Annotated in this window: 12 protein-coding genes and 2 pseudogenes; 5 read left to right on the top strand and 9 right to left on the bottom strand. The window is 60.4% G+C overall.

Annotated elements, in window-relative coordinates; translation table 11 throughout:
• Positions 1 to 20: 20 nt before the first annotated feature.
• Positions 21 to 3,038, top strand: a pseudogene (locus tag LG30_RS0103850) (DEAD/DEAH box helicase); the annotation flags it as partial.
• A 55-nt stretch (positions 3,039 to 3,093) separates the two neighbouring features.
• On the opposite strand, the gene LG30_RS0103845 reads toward LG30_RS0103850, so the two are convergent.
• The 4 genes from LG30_RS0103845 to speA all read right to left on the bottom strand — a co-directional run bounded on the left by LG30_RS0103845 (position 3,094) and on the right by speA (position 7,482).
• Positions 3,094 to 3,681 carry a histidine phosphatase family protein gene (locus LG30_RS0103845; RefSeq protein ID WP_033129389.1) on the bottom strand — a complete coding sequence of 196 codons (588 nt, stop codon included), beginning with the start codon at positions 3,679 to 3,681 and terminating at the stop codon, positions 3,094 to 3,096.
• A 138-nt stretch (positions 3,682 to 3,819) separates the two neighbouring features.
• Positions 3,820 to 4,473, bottom strand: coding sequence for a helix-turn-helix transcriptional regulator (locus LG30_RS0103840; RefSeq protein ID WP_033129400.1), 654 nt, complete (start codon positions 4,471 to 4,473; stop codon positions 3,820 to 3,822).
• Between the two features lie 195 nt (positions 4,474 to 4,668).
• Entirely contained in the window at positions 4,669 to 5,052 is a 384-nt protein-coding gene (locus LG30_RS0103835) for a Rid family detoxifying hydrolase (RefSeq protein ID WP_033129388.1), read from the bottom strand.
• 528 nt (positions 5,053 to 5,580) lie between these two features.
• On the bottom strand, positions 5,581 to 7,482 hold the full coding sequence (gene speA / locus LG30_RS0103830) for a biosynthetic arginine decarboxylase (protein WP_033129387.1): 1,902 nt from the start codon (positions 7,480 to 7,482) through the stop codon (positions 5,581 to 5,583).
• 1,036 nt (positions 7,483 to 8,518) lie between these two features.
• Here speA and pepT point away from each other — a divergent pair.
• Positions 8,519 to 9,742 (top strand): peptidase T, encoded by a 1,224-nt coding sequence (gene pepT, locus LG30_RS0103825; RefSeq protein WP_033129386.1) that lies wholly within the window; start codon positions 8,519 to 8,521, stop codon positions 9,740 to 9,742.
• Between the two features lie 12 nt (positions 9,743 to 9,754).
• Positions 9,755 to 9,988, top strand: a pseudogene (locus LG30_RS22645) (hypothetical protein); the annotation flags it as partial.
• 1 nt (position 9,989) lies between these two features.
• Here the strand turns inward: LG30_RS22645 and LG30_RS0103815 are convergent.
• The 4 genes from LG30_RS0103815 to LG30_RS0103800 all read right to left on the bottom strand — a co-directional run bounded on the left by LG30_RS0103815 (position 9,990) and on the right by LG30_RS0103800 (position 12,989).
• The gene (locus LG30_RS0103815) at positions 9,990 to 10,301 is read right to left on the bottom strand and encodes an Rdx family protein (RefSeq protein ID WP_033129384.1); all 312 of its coding nucleotides are present in this window, start codon (positions 10,299 to 10,301) and stop codon (positions 9,990 to 9,992) included.
• 77 nt (positions 10,302 to 10,378) lie between these two features.
• Positions 10,379 to 11,500, bottom strand: coding sequence for an adenosylhomocysteinase (locus LG30_RS0103810; protein WP_033129383.1), 1,122 nt, complete (start codon positions 11,498 to 11,500; stop codon positions 10,379 to 10,381).
• A gap of 191 nt (positions 11,501 to 11,691) precedes the next feature.
• Entirely contained in the window at positions 11,692 to 12,429 is a 738-nt protein-coding gene (locus LG30_RS0103805; RefSeq protein ID WP_033129382.1) for a hypothetical protein, read from the bottom strand.
• Positions 12,429 to 12,989: a YceI family protein gene (locus LG30_RS0103800; RefSeq protein WP_033129381.1), complete on the bottom strand. Its 561-nt coding sequence runs from the start codon at positions 12,987 to 12,989 to the stop codon at positions 12,429 to 12,431. Before LG30_RS0103800 ends, LG30_RS0103805 begins: the two co-directional genes overlap by 1 nt.
• 110 nt (positions 12,990 to 13,099) lie before the next feature.
• On the opposite strand from LG30_RS0103800, the gene LG30_RS0103795 reads away from it, so the two are divergent.
• Positions 13,100 to 14,002 (top strand): LysR family transcriptional regulator, encoded by a 903-nt coding sequence (locus tag LG30_RS0103795; RefSeq protein WP_033129380.1) that lies wholly within the window; start codon positions 13,100 to 13,102, stop codon positions 14,000 to 14,002.
• 64 nt (positions 14,003 to 14,066) lie between these two features.
• On the opposite strand, the gene LG30_RS0103790 is transcribed toward LG30_RS0103795, so the two are convergent.
• Positions 14,067 to 14,498: a hypothetical protein gene (locus LG30_RS0103790; protein WP_033129379.1), complete on the bottom strand. Its 432-nt coding sequence runs from the start codon at positions 14,496 to 14,498 to the stop codon at positions 14,067 to 14,069.
• A gap of 66 nt (positions 14,499 to 14,564) precedes the next feature.
• On the opposite strand from LG30_RS0103790, the gene LG30_RS0103785 reads away from it, so the two are divergent.
• Positions 14,565 to 16,295 carry a formate--tetrahydrofolate ligase gene (locus LG30_RS0103785; protein WP_033129378.1) on the top strand — a complete coding sequence of 577 codons (1,731 nt, stop codon included), beginning with the start codon at positions 14,565 to 14,567 and terminating at the stop codon, positions 16,293 to 16,295.
• Positions 16,296 to 16,527 lie beyond the last annotated feature (232 nt).

Genomic DNA, 16,527 nt, shown 5'->3' with positions numbered 1-16,527 from the left:
TGATTTAGGAAACAACGCCGTTTCTTAGCCGTATCTTGGAATATGCGGTGGGCTCGGTCACTGGAGAGGATCAGCTGCAACGGCAAATTGCACTGGCCAACCAGCTATTGCTTTGGCTGAAAGATCACATTCAAGACCCCGACTTTATCGAAGAAAATCTGATTAGCTGTCAGGGCAACATACTCACCGCCCTCTATGAATTGGATAACCCAATAGCGGCCAATTTGAAGCAATATACCGAGGATATCTTCCCTCTGACAGGCCTGACTCAGAGTGAGCTGTTTTGCGGCAGCAATGCGGGCTTGTCGATGGAGTCAGAACTTAAGCGTGAAATATTATCGGCAGACAGCATCTACTGGCTGGTCTCATTTATCAAATGGGCAGGCATCCGTATTTTTCGCCATGAGCTGGAAGAGTTCACTCGCAGCGGCCGCCGATTAAAGGTCATCACCACCTCTTATATGGGGGCAACCGACGCAAAAGCAGTCGAATTTTTAGCCAACCTGCCCAACACCGAAGTCAAACTCAGCTATAACACCCAACGTGAACGCCTGCATGCCAAGAGCTATCTTTTTTGCCGAAATACAGGCTTTCATACCGGCTATATAGGTTCATCCAACTTATCCCATTCGGCCCTCACCAGCGGTTTGGAGTGGAACCTTAAAATTACTTCGCAAGAAATACCTCATATCATCGAGAAATCCCTCAGTACGTTTGAAACCTATTGGGAATCCGATGACTTTGAGCTGTTTGATGGCAAGCTAGAAAGCAGAGCGAAATTACAGCACGCGTTGCAAGAGGCCAGCGGGAATGGTGACAAGAATAACGTTGCCTATTTCTTCGAGGTCACGCCTTTCCCTCACCAGCAGGAGATTCTTGAACAATTATCGATGGAGCGCTCCCTGCATCAGCGCTTTCGCAACCTGGTCGTCGCGGCAACCGGCACGGGCAAGACCCTGATCTCCGCCTTTGATTTTGCTCGGTTCCTGAAAAATAAACCCGATGCCAGATTTCTGTTTGTGGCCCACAAAGAGGAGATCTTGCGCCAAGCACAGGCCGCTTACCGCGGTGTGCTAAAACAGTCTAACTTCGGTGAACTGCTGGTCGGTGGCGCCATCCCCATGCACTACCAGCAGCTGTTTGCCTCGGTGCAATCCTTGAATAACCAGTTAGCTAATTTGCGTCTTAGCTCGGATTATTTCGATTACATCGTCATCGATGAGGTTCACCATATTGCCGCAGCCAGTTACCGTGGTTTGCTCGCAGCCTTTTCCCCAGAAATTCTCTTGGGACTGACAGCGACGCCGGAGCGCCATGATGGCAGTGATATTCTCGCAGACTTTGGTGGAGTGATCGCAGCTGAAATCCGCTTACCAGAAGCCATCAACCGTCGCCATCTCTGTCCGTTCCAATATTTTGGCATCGACGATGATACCGACTTGCGCCAAGTCGCTTGGAAAAATGGCCGTTATGACATTAGTGAGCTCACCAATATCTACACCCACAATCAGCAGCGGGTGCAGAAAATAGTCCAGAGCCTCTATGAGATCGTCACCGATATTACCAAGATCAAGGCGCTGGCATTTTGTGTGAGCCGTGAACATGCCGATTTTATGTGCAAGGAATTTTTATTGAAGGGCATCAAGGCTGACATCCTCACCAGCGATAACCGAGACGAGCGGCATAGCAAACAACAGGATTTGCGCACCGGGGTTACCAACATTCTCTGCGTAGTAGACATCTTCAACGAAGGTGTCGATATCCCGGAAGTCGATACCTTGCTGTTTTTACGACCGACGGAAAGCCTCACCATCTTCTTGCAGCAATTAGGGCGGGGCCTACGGCTGGCGAGTGATAAAGAGTGCTGCACCGTGTTGGATTTTGTTGGCAATGCTCGTGCGGAGTATGACTTTGCCCAGAAATTCCGGGCGCTGGTGGGTAAAACCAATAAAGCGATCAGCCACGAAATCAAACAGGGCTTCCCTCACGCCCCCTTGGGCTGCCGCATCGAGCTCTCAAAACAGACCCAAGAGTTAATTCTGAGCAATATCAAGAAGGCGACCCTCAATACCTCGCGACTCATGGGCCTGATCCGCCGTTTCTCACAGGACTGTGATTTACCGCTGACGCTGGCGAACTTTTTGAAGTTTTACCCTCATATCAGCCTTGAAGAGATCTACAAGCGCGGCAATTGGAGCACCTTGGTCAAACAGGCCCGCAACCATACCGTTTCTGAAATGAGCGATGAGAAGCTATCTACCCTCTACACCCGGGCCATCAAAACCCGGCTATTGGGATGCGATGCGATCCATTACTTGAAATTCTTACAAACCTTGGTGGAAAGCGCCTTTACCTTAACGGCCGAGCACGATGAACGCATGGCCTTGATGTGTCACTACGACTTCTGGCAACAGAGCGGCCCCAACGCAGGCTTTAGCTCCTTGGCGCACAGCCTGAAACAACTCAATCAACCAGAGTTAAGGGCCGAGCTGGCAGACCTGCTGCCCATACTGATCAATCGGGTGCAACACGAACAGCGAGCCATGCCAGACCTTCCCGGTAATCCGCTGCAACTGCATGCCCGATATGCCAGAGAGCAGGTGCTGGTTGGCTTTGGCGCGACCACCTTCGCGCAACAACCGACTGCTCGCGAAGGGGTGTATGTCATTGCAGATCAAAATATCGAGTTGCTCTTCGTAACCTTGAATAAAACGGAGAAACACTTCTCCCCCACCACCCGTTATCACGACTACGCCATTAACGAGTCACTGTTCCATTGGCAGAGCCAAAACAGCGCTTGCCCTGAGCGGGGCAAGGGTCTGAGTTACATCCAGCACAGAGAAAATGGTAAGCGATTGTTTTTGTTTGTCCGTGAACAAAGCAACGATGAGTTTGGTCGAACCCTTGGCTTCGTGAACTTTGGTGAGGTCGAGTATCTATCCCATAGCGGCAGCCAACCGATGAACATTAAATGGCGCCTGATGACCCCTATGCCACCGTTTATGTGGAAAGCGGCAGCAAAGCTGGCAATTGGTTAACTCGCTTTAGATAAAACACCTAGTCCTCTAAAACACCTCACCAAGCGGCGAGGTGTTAACATTCCATTCGCTCGATCCGGCCACCGCTGAGCTTGAAGAAGGCATCCTGTGGCAACTCTTGGCGCCAGGTGGTGACATAGTCGAGATCGGCATAGGCGCCGCGCAACATGGCACCAAACAGGCCGTGTGAGATGACGATGGCGTGCTCGGCGACTGTGCTATCCAGCAGCCAGCTCTGCGCCCGGCGCTGGATGCTCAGATAACCTTCGCAGCCGGGCGCCTGCAGATACCAGTCCGGTTGGCTGATATCGAGCTCGGGATGATCTTCCAGCAGATCCGGTACCCGGCAGCCCTCCCACTCCCCCATCCCCAGCTCCACCAGCCGCTCATCCCAGATGATCTGCTTATCCTCTATCCCCAGTTGCTGACACACCAGCAGCGCCGTCTGGCGGGCACGGCCCAGCGGGCTGGCATAGACGCGCCAGCGGGCAGGCTCGGCGATCTGCTCCCGCAGACGGGCCCCCATGGCGATGGCCTGCGCCTCGCCCCTGGCGGTCAGATCCGAGTTGCAGCGCCCCTGCAGCCGCTGCTCGGCGTTGTAGCGCGTCTGACCGTGGCGTAGCAGATAGAGGATTCGAGACATGATTTCTCCTGCGGGTTCATATAGATAAATGAAAGGGCAAGATGATAGCAGATGAGCGGGGCGGAGAAATGACAAGGAGAGATGGAGAAGACAAGAGAGGCCCTGGCCCCTCCCCCTTCAAGCGGCCGCCATCCCTCGCTAGCCTTTCTTGATCTCCCGCAGATAGCGGTAGATGGAGTGCACCGAGATGCCGAGCTGGCGAGCGGCTATCTGGGCGCTGTCTTTGAGCTCGAAGATCCCCAGCTCATGCAGCTGGTTGACCATGACCCTGGTCTTCTGGGACGGCGGCACCGCCTCGTTGCCCCGCACCTCGGCGCTGATGCTGTCGATGGTGCTGCTCAGGGCTTCATCGATGTTGCGGGCGAATACCTCGGGGGTCGCGCTCGGCTCGTGCTGGTGCATACATTCCGGCATCATGGTGCGCAGCACGGATTGCAGCGGGGCATCCATGTCGCTGTTGATGCAGAGCAACCCTATCGCCTGGTGCTCGCCGTTGCGAATGACGGTGGTGAGGGAGCGCAGCGTCTTGCCGGTGGCACACTTGGTCATGTAGGGGCTGGAGACGTCCTGCCCGCTCTTGAGCTTCATCATCGCCAGGTTGGTGATGGGGGCGCCGACGCTGCGGCCGGTGATATGGCCATTGGCAATCTTGATGATCGAGGGGTTGCGCGCATCCAGGCTGTGCAGCAGCACCTCGGTATGCTGGCCATACATGGCGGCGATGCCGTCCACTATGATCTCCATCGCCTTGAGGATCTCGAAATCGGTCGGGGTCAACTCGTGCAGTTTCATGGGGGCCTTAATGGTAACGCCGCGGCCCATGAATGGCTGCGGCTGGGTGCCTGCTCAGGCAGACATGATAGCCTCGGTGACGGCCATGTCCACTGTTGCCATCTAGTTGATCCCTATGACGGTTTTAGCATCTTGCCGAAGAAAACCCGAGCCTTGGGAGGACGTCGTCAAACGGCTCGCAAACAACTTCCCACCTCAGGGCAGCCGATGGGCGATGGCCTCGATCTCGACCCTGACGCCCATCGGCAGATCCTTGACCGCAAAACAGCTGCGCGCCGGACAATCCGCCAGGAAGTACGCCTGATAGACCCCGTTGAAGGCGGCAAAATCGGCGATGTCCGCCAGATAGCAGGTGGTCTTGAGCACGGTGTCCAGACTGCCACCGCCGGCCTCCAGCACGGATTTCAGATTCTCCAGCGATTGACGGGTCTGAGCCTCAACCCCCCCCTCCACGACGCCCCCCAGCCGCTTGCAGACAGGCAGCTGACCCGAGGTGAAGATGAGGTCGCCATAGGCGGTGCCGTGGCTATAAGGACCGATGGCATCGGGCGCGACGGTTGAGACGATAAGGGTTTTCATAGGACCTCCGAAGATCAGGTGCGGCGAGCATCAAGCTCATATTGTTCGTGCAACATTATTTGAGTTTTCGCCTTCTCACGCAACTTAATTTTCATTTAAACATCTTGTAAGCGCAGGGGATGGCAGCAAAAAACCAATGTAAGAAGTTGATTTATATTAAAAATACATTGATAAGATACGAGGTGAAAGTACTCAAATTTTTTTGCATGCAATTCACCCCGGCGTATCCCTCGAATGTCTCAGTCGCTCCCGGGCTGCCATTGCGGCGACGCCCGGCCCCAGCCGCGGCGCCCGCGACCAAGCGACCAGCCTCTACGCCAAACCGAGCCAACCACGGCTTGATCCCAGGGGGCGCAGGCAGCGGATAGCAGATAGCAGATAGCAGATAGCAGATAGCAGATAGCAGATAGCAGATAGCAGATAGCAGATAGCGGATAGGATGCAGGCAATACTGCGCGAGGCCGCAATAAAAACGGCGCCCGAAGGCGCCGTTTTTTATTCCCGCTGTGCGGGGAACAAGCCAGAGGCTTATTCGTCTTCCAGATAGGCGTAGCCTTGCAGACCCAGCTCCAGCTCGTCGAGCAGAGCCTTGCGGGTCGCGTCGTCCAGCGCCGGGTGAGAGACGATGCGCTGGTAGTTCTCGCGAATGACGGACGGGTCTATGTTGACGTAACGCAGCAGCTGGTCGACGGTGTCGCCGCGCACCACATTGCGAATGTCCATCTTGCCTTCGTCGTCGAGCCACACTTCCGCGCAGTGGGTATCACCGAACAGGTTGTGCAGATCCCCCAGGATCTCCTGGTAGGCGCCGACCAGGAAGAAGCCGACGTGGCACACTTCGTTCTCGGCGTACTCCGGCATCGGCAGGGTGCTTTCTACACCCAGGCCGTCGACGTAGTGCTCGACCTGACCATCGGAGTCACAGGTGATGTCCATCAGGATGCCACGGCGGGTGAGCGGACGCTCGAGGCCGGTGAGCGGCATCACGGGGAACACCTGACCTATGCCCCAGGCATCCGGCAGGGACTGGAACAGGGAGAAGTTCGCGAAGCACTTGTCTGCCAGCTTCTCGGAGAGCTCGTCGGCCAGGGCGCGGTGGTTGCGGTTGACCGGGTTGAGCAGCTCTTTGAGCGCCAGACAGGTGTTCTGGTGCAGCATCTCGGCCCAGGCACGTTGCTCCAGATTGAGCAGGCCCATGGTGTACTGGGTGTTCACATCGCCCAGATCCGCCACCGAGTCGTGGAAGATCTCCAGCAGGGAGGGATCTTCGCTGCGCAGGTCCAGCCAGCCCTTCCACATGTTCTGCAGAATGGTCGGTGCGTCTTCATCCGGCGCGCTGATGTCGCTCATCTCCACCCCTTCGGCACCAATCAGATTGGTGACCAGCACGGCGTGGTGAGCGGTCAGGGCACGGCCGGACTCGCTGATGATGGTCGGGTGCGGCAGGTCGAACTCACGGCAGACGTCGCCGATACCCCACACCACGTTGTTGGCGTACTCGGACAGGCTGTAGTTGGCGGAGCAGTGGCTCTGGGAGCGAGTGCCCTCATAGTCCACACCCAAACCACCGCCGACGTCGACCACGTCGATGGGCACCCCTAAGCGACGCAACTCGGAATAGAAGCGGCCGCACTCGCGGATGCCACCCTGGATGTCGCGGATGTTGGCGATCTGGGAGCCGAGGTGGAAGTGCAGCAGTTGCAGGCAATCGAGCTTGCCGAGGCTGCGCAGGCGCTCGACCAGCGCCAGGATCTGGGAGGCGGAGAGGCCAAATTTGGACATGGAGCCGCCGCTCGATTCCCACATGCCGGAGCCGGTGGAGGCGAGCTTGGCACGCACCCCGATGTTCGGCTTGATGTTCAGGCGAACTGACTCGTCCAGCACCATTTCCAGCTCGGAAGGCTTCTCCACCACGATGTAGACCTTGTGGCCCATCAGGTTGCCCAAGAGGGCGTGGCGGATGTATTCGCGGTCCTTGTAGCCGTTGCACACGATCACCGAGCCTTGCTCATGGTGATGGGACAACACGGCCAACAGCTCCGGTTTGGAGCCCGCTTCCAGCCCAAGCCTTGGCTTGTCGCTGTAGGACTGGCTGATGGTCTCGATGACGCGGCGCTGCTGGTTTACCTTGATCGGGTAAACGCACAGATAGTCCCCTTCATAGCCTGACTTCTCGATGGCCTGACCGAAGGCGTTGAACAGCGCATCGACCCGGCTCTTGAGGATGTCGGGGAAACGCAGCAACACGGGGGTGGTCAGCCCGGACTGGCGCAACTGTTCGATGGCATCGGAGATGACGATGTGGGCATCGGGGCGCGACTTGTCGGGCGCGACGGTCACATGACCGGCGTCATTGATATTGAAAAAACCCGCACCCCAGTAGGGAACGTTGTAGACCTTCAAGGAGTCCTTGCTGGACCAGTTAGTCATGGGCTATGCCTCGCAAATGAGCGGCCAGAAGGCCGCCTTCGTTACCCTCAATCACATCCAGACCATCGATCGCTTAAGAGTGGCAAGCCTGAGCTGCCTGCTGGCGTTCGGAAGGTAGTGACGCCACGGTCATGACCTTCCACATCGCCAGCCCCTCGATTGCAATCGCGGCAAGCCTGAGCTGCCTGGTGGATCTTGGGAAGTAACGAGTCTTGATGTGGGGCTGGTGGCTTTACATCAAGCTCAACGGTATGCGGTGCCACTCTAATGCGGCGCCGCGGTACTTTGATGACGAGCGGCATCAGCCACGCCGTTCGTTCATCATTCGGCAGCCATCGCGACGACAAGGGAGATTTCAAGGAAGATAAGGGAAGACGTCAGCACGCACGCGTGTTGATAGACGACGACCACCACAGCCAGCTCAACTCCAGTGACCACCCATGACAAGGGAAGATGATGAGCCATTGGCTCAGTCGGTCAGTTGGATGATGAGAGTCCGTTGCTCTCCCTGATACCGGAGCCTAACCGGTATTAAAGAAACCATACCCTAGCAGTGTCTGTCGTTTCTGCGTGCCTCGCCCTATAGGCGTATGATCCTGCCGGTGTCTGGCGGCTCTGCCTGCTCAGGGTTACCATCGGATCGGCGCGGAGTGTACACACTTACCGCCGCCACTGACAATAAAAAATCGTGTTAAAAAACGGGTTTTACCGGGTGGGTCAAATCTTGCTGTCAGCAAGGCTGGCTCTGGGATGGCGCGCACTGGCCCCCCCTCCCGATTAGCCCTGAAAATAACAGGTGAACCGGCCATGTTGCCCCATGCCTTGCCGGCACAGGGCTGAGGTCATATTCGACCAGCGCCAGTGTGATTAACCACGCTTTAATCTGGAGTTTTTATGCACAAATACCCCTTGAGCGGTCGGAACAGGCCCCCCATCCCTCCTCTCACGAATTCATCAAAAACTGCGCTGACGCAATGAGAGGTGCGACAGTATTGTCCACAATGGCCCCTCATCATTTCCGGTTCGAGGCTTGCCCATGGATACCCTGCTTGAGCGTTTTCTGCGTTACCTGACTTTTCATACCCGCTCCGATGCGACCAATCCCGCCTGCCCCAGCAGCGAGGGCCAGCGCGTCTTCGCCCGCGCCCTGCAGGAGGAGCTGACACAGCTGGGCTTGAGTCAGATCACGCTGGATGACAATGGCTACCTCACCGCCTGTCTGCCTGGCAACCAGCCGGATGCGCCCGCCATCGGCTTGATTGCCCATATGGACACCGCCGACTACGAGGCGGAGCAGGTGGTGCCCCAAATCATCGAGCGCTATCAGGGGGGAGACATCTGTCTCGGCAAGGGGGACGAGGTGCTGGCCATCCGCCAGTATCGCTGTCTGAAGAACTATCTCGGCCAGGATCTCATCACCACCGACGGCACCACCTTGCTCGGCGCCGATGACAAGGCGGGCATCGCCGAGATCCTGACCGCCGTCGAGCAGTTGCTGGCCCATCCCGAGATCCCCCGTGGCGACGTCTGGCTCGGCTTCACCCCGGACGAGGAGATTGGCCGCGGCGCCGATCTGTTCCCGCTGGACCGCTTCCCCGCCAAGTGGGCCTATACGGTCGATGGCGGTGAGCTCGGCGAGCTCGAATACGAGAACTTCAACGCCGCCAGCGCCACCGTGCGGTTTGTTGGCAACAACGTGCACCCCGGCACCGCCAAGGGAGGCATGATCAACAGCCAGACCCTGGCCGCCCGCTTCCATGCCGCCATGCCCCCCGAGCAGACCCCGGAGTGCACCGAGGGTTACGAGGGCTTCTTCCACCTGGCCCAGATGAGCGGCACCGTGGAGCAGAGCGAGCTGCACTACCTCATCCGCGACTTCGATGACGACGCCTTCGCCGCCCGCAAGGCCCAGCTCAAGGAGCGGGTCGCCTCCCTGCAGCTGGACGCCCCCAAGGCGCGCATCGAGCTGACCCTGACCGACAGCTATCGCAACATGCGCAGCCAGATCGAGCCGCACATGCACATAGTCGAGCTGGCCAAGGCCGCCATGGTCGCGGCAGACGTGGTCCCCAAGATCAAGCCCATTCGCGGCGGCACCGACGGCGCCCGCCTCTCCTTTATGGGGCTGCCCTGTCCAAATATTTTCACCGGTGGCCACAACTTCCACGGCAAACACGAGTTCATCCCGCTGCAATCCATGGAAAAAGCGGTCGCCACCCTGGTGGAGCTGGTGCGGCTGACGGCCGCCTACCGGGCGTAACGGCGCAGCCCTGAGCTGTGCGAGCCGGGGGGCGTGCCGTTCATGGACTTTGGCACCGCCCCCGCGTTCAACCACGGTATCGACGGCCCGGCGTGGGTGGAGGTGGGCCGCATCAGGCCCCACAAGCGGGCGCGCTACCTCAATCAGCAGAGGGTCATGCCATCATCGTCCAGGGTGACAGTCAGACTGACTACCAATAAGCAAAAGGGAGGCATGGCCTCCCTTTTATCCGTTCTACTACCATAGATCACTCTGTGGCAGACTTGCGATCCGCGTGGCCCAGATCCCGCTCCGGGGCGATGATGTCGCGCACCCGTTGCTTGATCTCTTTCGCCTCGGGGAAGCCCTCGTCGGCCACCCGATCCCACACCTGCACGCCGTTCACCAGGATCTTGAACTCCCCCTTGCTGGCGGGCACCAGCGCCACCTCGCCGAGATCGCTGTCGAAGGTGGAGAGCAGCTCCTGAGCCAGCCAGGCGGCGCGCAGCATCCAGCGGCAGAGGGTGCAGTAGCGGATCTCGATGCGGGGCTTGCCGACGGCGGTGAACAGTTCTGTCATGGGAGGACTCCGTAAAGAGGGTCAGCGGACGATGGGAGCCCGCGACACCGGATGCAAAGAGGACGGGGCTCGCCCCTTCATTGGATAACCCCGTGAAAGTCGGCGAGCCAATGGCGCGCTATGGTCTGCATGGTGGTCTGGGGCAGCTCGAACAAGCCGGGCGCCGGGGCCTGACGAGACAGCTGATGCACCCCCTCGATGATCTCCGCCAGCACCAGATAGACATATTCGCCGATGACGGCACCGTGAACGAAGTTGACCGCCTCCCCCCGGTTGAGCAGGAAGATGGTGCTGCCATCCGGGCGGGTGAGCGCCAGCACATGGGGGCACACCTCCTCGCTCGGCCAGGAGAGCTGGGAGAGGCAAAACGCGAATTCGTCGTCGGCGGAGGTGACCGAGGCCAGCATGGCGCCGGGGCGCAGCGCCTGCAGATCCGCGAGATCCAGCGAGCCGTTGCCGGTGGAGCAGATCACCAGCTCGGCCCGGCCGAGCGCCTCCTCCTTGCCCACCAGCTTGAAGCCATGGGACAGCGCCTCCACCTGGCGCAAGGCATCCGTCTCCACCAGCTCCAGGTGCAAGTTGCGGCAACGCAGCTCGCGGGCGATGCTGCGCCCCACCTTGCCATAGCCAAACAGGGCGGCCTGGCAGACGTTGAAGGTGCGATTGAGGGTGCGCGCCAGGGATTCGGCGGAGTAGACCACGCTGAGGCCAATCTGGATATCCTCGGCCTGCTTGAGCGGGCTGCGCGCCACCGAGACGACGGGGGCGGCCAGCACCTCCTGCTCGTAGCGCTGATGGCCGTTTTCGGTCATCTCCACCACCCCGATGAAACGCGCACCGAAGTGCTCGGCGAGGATGGCCTGGGTCCTGGCAAAATAGCCGCCGATGTCCAGGATGATGAGTCGCTCGTGGGTCTCGATCAGGGGTGCTATCTGGGCGATCACCTGCTCAGGATCGTTGCTCCAGTGACGATCGAGGGGCAACACCGGGTAGTGCTGCTGGACCCAGCTCAGGGTGGGTCCGTGCACCGACTTGGGTTTGGGCAAGATGGCGCCCACCCGTCCGACTTGAGCGAGCGCCTGGATAAAATGGGGCCTGTCGGGGAGCAGATGGGTGACCAGCAGGATACAGAGGTCCTCGAGGCGCGCCTGCTCGATAAAATGGCGAAAAAACAGATGCTCAGATCCTTGACTGCGCAACTGTGCGCCTCCTTATTGTGCCGCAAGTATGCAGGCAGACAGAACCCGGCATGGCCGGGTTCTGTCTGCGTCCAGATAAGACGTAATGAAATCATTTTTATCTGAAACCACAATGGCGCTCAATCTTTATCTGCGCAGACTATGACTGAGCATGCAAATATAAACGTAATCGCCTGTTTATCATGCAAAAATCAGTACAGTGAAGCCTCCGGCCAGACCCACCACAGACTCAATCCGGCGCCGATGCCCGCCACCAGGACAAGCAGGGCCCAGCGCTGGATCCAGGGCCTGTTGCGCAAGGCCCATTCCAGCAGCGGCAGCAGCCAGACCGGCAGCAGCACGATGAGCGGCACCTCCACGTATTGCCAGGCCAGCATCTGCACAAAGGCGAGCGCCAACGCCAGCGCTGCCGGCGCCACCTTCACCCGGGCGAAGGCACCGAGCAGGGCACGGAAACCGGCGAAGGCCGCGAGGGCCCCCCCCAGCTGGGCAATGAGCAGGCTGCCGTCGATGCCGATGACCAGCGCCAGCCAGATGAAGCCGAGCGCAAAGCCGAGCCCCTCCTGGCTGTCGGTGCGCAGCTGCGCCCACCCGAACCAGGCGATGGCGGGCAGCAGCGCCAGCCAGATCCGCGGCTCGGTGCCAAGCACCGAGGCCAGCCCCTGCCACCACACCAGGGCGCCAAGCACGGCGAACAGCGCGACGGCGGCCCGCTTGTCTTCTACCTGAGCCGCGATGGCGGGCACCAGCAGGCACAGCGGCAGCCACTGCCAGGCCTTGACCGGCAGGCCATAGGCGCCGCCGAGCAGGCAGCCCACCAGCCAGAGCGCCAGCGCCCCCCACAGATACCCCAGCCTCGGCCAGCGCCATGACAGCAAAGCGGCCCCCAAAGGGGCCGCCAAGGTTTGCAACAGGAGTGCTACGCCCATTACTTGCGCACGCCTTCGACGAACAGGTTGATGCTCATCTCGTCAGGAATGCCCGGCAGCATGTAGTTCACACCGAACTCGCTGCGCTTGATGGTGGTGGTGGCGTTGAAGCCGCTGCGGTAACCGCCCCAGGGATCCTTGCCTTCGCCGATGTGGACCAGCTCGAATGCCACCGGCTTGGTGACGCCGTGCAGGGTCAGGGTGCCCTTGAGCACGCCCTTGTCCTTGGTGCCTTCATAGCCGGTGCTGACGAAGGTCATCTTGGGGTACTGCTTGACGTCCAGGAAGTCCGGGCTGCGCAGGTGCTTGTCGCGGGGCTCGTGGTTGGAGTCCACGCTGGCGGCATCGATCTCGAAGCTCGCCTTGGCCGCGGCCGGGTTGGCCTCGTCCATGCTGAAGGTGCCACTGAAGGTATTGAAACGGCCGACCAGCTCGGAGAAGCCGAGGTGGCCCACCTTGAACTGGACTGTGGTGTGGGCGGTATCCACATCGTAATCGGCCGCCATCAGGGGAGCCGCCATAAACAGGCAGGAAGCCAGCAGGGCCTTGGTCATTTTCATTCCGTTCGTTCCTTCATTGGGGGGGTCATATCGATACCTGACATGCTAACCTCCGAGCAGGAATGGATAATCATCGATTTATTAAAATAATTATCAACCGAGAGTGGAATATGGATCAGATAGCCGCCATGCGCACCTTCATCAAGGTGGTGGAGTGTCAAAGCTTTACCAAGGCCGCCCATCAGCTCGGCATCTCGGTCGCCATGACCTCCAAGCTGATGCAACAGCTCGAGGAGTCCCTGTCGACCCGGCTGCTGTCGCGCACCACCCGCCAGGTCAACCCGACCGAGGCGGGCCAGTTCTACTACCAGCGCTCCCAGGCGCTGCTGGCCGAGCTGGAAGAGACCCACAGCCAGCTCACCCGCAACAACCAGCAGCCCCAGGGCACCCTCAAGCTGTCGGTGCCCATGGACTTTGGCTACCTGCACCTCTCCCCCGCCCTGCCGCTGTTTCGCGAGCGCTTCCCCGAGCTCAAGCTGGAGATCGAGTACAGCGACCGGCGGGTGGCGCTGGTGGAGGAAGGCTTCGATCTGGCGCTGCGGATCGGCAACCTGCCGGACTCCTCCCTGGTGGCCAAGCCGCTGGCCATGATGAAGCTGGTGGTGTGCGCCAGCCCGACCTATCTGGCCCGCCGGGGCAGCCCCAAGACCCCCGAGGATCTCAAGCAGCACGACTGCCTCATCTACACCCTGACCCAGCCGGACTGGGTGTTCAAGCGGGATGGGGAGCAACTGAGCGTGCGCCCGCAGGGGCCGCTTCGCGCCAACAATGGCGTGGCCCTGACCCGGGCAGCCTGCGACCACCAGGGCATCATATTGCAGCCCACCTTCATCGTCGGGGACGCGCTGCGCGCCGGGGCCCTGGTCCCGCTGTTACCGGAATGGGACAAGGGGCAGGTGGGGCTCTATGCGCTCTACCCGCACCGCCGCTTCGTCTCGGCCAAGGTGCGCTGCTTCATCGAGTTCGTGCAAGAGCGCTACCTCGCCCCTCATTACTGGGATCGGGAGGTGTAACCGGTGGTGATAACGCGATGATGTAAGCGGCCTCGCCTCCCATGGCGGGAGGCGAGGCTGATGTTCAGGAGTGGGTCTGGGGGGGCGCTTTATGATCGGCTGGCCGTGGCAGCTCGGCCACCAGCAGCAGTTCGGTCATCGTCAGCTGCCAGCGTGGCAGCCGGCGCCGCAGGGTGGCGAGCTGCTCCTCACTCAGCGCATAGGGCAGCGTGATGTGCAGGCAGTGGCAGTCCAGCATCCCCGCCAGTTGCAACGTCAGGACGAGGTTGGCCTCCTCGGTCTTGTGCTTGTTGATGCGCTTGCCGAGTTCCTGGCGAAAATGGGTCTCGGGATCCTGGGTCATCGCCTGCCAGCCATAGCCAAACAGCGGGATCAGGGTGCTGACGATGCCAAGGGCGGTCAGCGGCCGCTTGGGGGGATGATAGAGGGCGTTGAGATCCAGCAGGACAGGGTGTTGATGGGGCTCACGACTACCGGATAAAATAGCATTACTCATTGGATAACCTTGTTGATTCCTCTAGACTTCGCCGCAGTTTTAACCAGACATGCCAACGAGGTGCTGATGCTAAGCGATATCGAGATCTCCCGCCAGTCCCCCCGCCTGCACATCGACGAACTGGCCCGGCGCCTTCGCATCCCGGCCGCCCTGCTCAGCCCCCGGGGCCATCACAAGGGCAAACTCAGCCTGGCGCTGCTCAAGGAGCCGCCGCACAAGAGCGGCAAGCTGGTGCTGGTGAGTGCCATCACCCCCACCCCACTCGGCGAGGGCAAGACGGTCACGACCCTGGGGCTCTCCATGGGGCTCAACCACATAGGCCAGTCCAGCATCGCCACCATACGCCAGCCGAGCCTGGGGCCCGTGTTCGGGGTCAAGGGAGGCGCCGCCGGGGGCGGTCACGCCCAGGTGGTCCCGATGGAGGAGATGAACCTGCACCTGACTGGGGATTTTCACGCCCTCAGTGCCGCCCACAACCTGGCCGCCGCGGCGCTGGACGCCCGCCTGTTCCACGAGCATAAACTCGGCGATCAGTTCAGCGCCAGGACCGGCCTGCCGCGCCTCGACATAGACCCGGCCAACATCCTCTGGCCACGCACCCTCGACATGAATGACCGCGCCCTGCGCCACCTGACCCTGGGTCAGGGCGGCCCGAGCGACGGGGTCGAGCGCCAAGATCGCTTCGTCATCACCGCCGCCTCCGAGCTGATGGCCATACTGGCGCTGGCCAGCGATCTAAGAGATCTGCGCGAGCGCATCGGCCGCATCCAGCTCTCGCTGGATCTGCACGGCAACCCCATCACCGCCGAACAGCTCGAGGTGGCAGGCGCCATGACGGTGCTGCTCAAAGACGCGCTGCAGCCGACCCTGATGCAGACCACGGAGCAGACCCCGGTGCTGGTGCACGCCGGCCCCTTCGCCAACATCGCCCACGGCAACTCCTCGGTCATCGCCGATCGCATGGCGCTCGGCCTCACCGACTATGTGGTGACCGAGGCGGGCTTTGGCTCCGACATGGGGCTGGAGAAGTTCTTCAACATCAAGCACCGCCAGTCCGGCATCAGCCCGTCCTGCGTGGTGCTGGTGGCCACGGTGCGCAGCCTCAAGGCCAACAGCGGCCTGCTCGACATTCGCCCCGGCCAGCCGCTGCCCCCGAGCCTCGGGGAAGAAGATCTGCCGACCCTGCGCCAGGGCTGCGCCAACCTCGCCTGGCACATCAAGAACGCCCGCCGCTACGGTGTGCCGGTGGTGGTGGCCATCAACCGCTTCCCCAGCGACAGCCAGGCCGAGCTGGCGCTGCTGGCGGACGAGGCGCACCGCGCCGGTGCCTGCGGCGTCGCCCTCTCGGAAGCCTTCACCCGAGGGGGCGCCGGGGCCAGCGAGCTGGCCCGCGCCGTGGTCGCCGCCTGTGAGCAGCCGAGCGACATCCAGCTGCTCTACCCCGACGAGATGAGCCTCAGCGCCAAGCTCGCCACCCTGGTGGAGTGCGGCTATGGCGGGCGCGGCGTCCTGCTCTCCGACAAGGCCAAGCGCCAGCTCGCAGAGCTCTCGAAGGCGGGTTGGGATCACCTGCCCATCTGCGTGGCCAAGACCCCGCTGTCGCTGAGCCACGATCCCGCCCTCAAGGGTGTGCCCACCGGCTTCGAGGTGCCCATCGAGGAGGTGAGGCTGTGCGCCGGCGCCGGCTTCGTCTACGCCCTGGCGGGCCCCATCATGACCATGCCGGGCCTCGGCAGCCTGCCCGCCTATCGTCATATCGATATCGATGACGACGGCGAGATAGTCGGATTGAGCTGAGTTTCAGCAGCCTGCCCCAATTACTCGCCATATCGATATCGATGACGACGGCGAGATAGTCGGGTTGAGCTGACAAAACCACAGCAGCCAGCCCTACTCCATATCCGCCACATCGATATTGATGACGACGGCGAGATAGTCGGATTGAGCTGAGTTTCAGCAGCCTGCCCCAATTACTCGCCATATCGATATCGATGACGACGGCGAGATAGTGGGGTTGAGCTGACAAAAC

This window comes from Aeromonas aquatica, assembly GCF_000764655.1.
Classification (GTDB): Bacteria; Pseudomonadota; Gammaproteobacteria; order Enterobacterales; family Aeromonadaceae; genus Aeromonas; species Aeromonas aquatica.
This window is presented reverse-complemented; position numbering and strand designations above follow the sequence as displayed.